1 protein-coding gene is annotated in these 1,116 nt (G+C 63.1%); it reads left to right on the top strand.

Features of this window, described 5'->3' with window-relative positions:
* Positions 1 to 139: 139 nt before the first annotated feature.
* On the top strand, positions 140 to 1,116 hold a 977-nt coding region (locus D6877_RS24185; RefSeq protein WP_130912332.1), incomplete at its 3' end, for a molecular chaperone HscC.

The following is a 1,116-nucleotide window of genomic DNA, read 5'->3' as shown; positions in this document are numbered from 1 at the left end:
AGCCGGCCGGTGGGGTTGGAGGATCTGAAAAAACTGCTGCCCTGAATCGGCGGTCGCACGGCCTGGCAACAGAGCAACAATTGCCACGGTTTGCGTCAGCCTGTAGGGTCGCGTTTTTTGCGCCGCTTCGAGATCAACCATGCAGGATGCATCCCTTCCCCGCCCGGCCCTGCTGGGCATCGACCTTGGCACCACCAACAGCCTGATCGCCGTCTGGCGTGAAGGACGCGCCGAGCTGATCCGCAACGCCCTCGGCGATGTGCTGACACCGTCGGTGGTCAGCCTTGATGAAGACGACACGATTCTGGTCGGCAAAGCCGCCCGCGCCCGCCTGACCACGCACCCGGAACGCACTGCCGCCGCGTTCAAGCGCTTCATGGGCAGCGACCGGCAAATCCAGCTCGGCTCTCGCCAGTTCAGCCCGGAAGAGTTGTCGGCGCTGGTACTTGGCTCACTCAAGCAGGACGCGGAAGCCTTTCTCGGCCAGGCGGTCACAGAAGCGGTCATTTCCGTACCGGCATATTTCAGTGACGAGCAGCGCAAGCGCACCTTGTTCGCCGCCGAACTGGCCGGGCTGTCCGTGACGCGCCTGATCAATGAACCGACCGCTGCCGCCATGGCGTACGGCCTGCACGAACAGAAGTTCGAACGCACGCTGATTTTCGATCTCGGCGGCGGCACGTTCGACGTCACCGTGCTCGAATACGCATTGCCGCTGATCGAAGTGCACGCCTCCACCGGCGACAACTTTCTTGGCGGCGAAGACTTCACCGCCGCCCTGTTGCAGGCCTGCCTGAAACACTGGCAACTCACCCCCTCAACAATCGATGCACAAGCCATGGCCAGCCTCGGCGATGCCCTGGAACAGCTGAAATGCAAACTCGGCGAAGGCGCGCAGCACTTGAGCTGGCGGTATGCCGAGCAGACATTCGAATGGGAACTGGATGAAGCCGCTGCGGTGAAAATCTGGGAGCCGTTGCTGGCCCGCTTGCGCGCGCCAATCGAACAGGCTCTGCGCGATGCCCGACTGAAACCGCGCGACCTCGACAGCCTGGTGCTGGTCGGTGGCGCCACGCGCATGCCGGCGGTACAGCAAATGGTCGCCACGTTGTTTGG

Origin of the sequence: Pseudomonas sp. Sample_9 (assembly GCF_004307535.1) — a bacterium.
GTDB lineage: Bacteria > Pseudomonadota > Gammaproteobacteria > Pseudomonadales > Pseudomonadaceae > Aquipseudomonas > Aquipseudomonas mercuritolerans.
The sequence above is the reverse complement of the archived record's forward strand: the minus strand, read 5'-3'. Positions and strand labels throughout refer to the sequence as shown.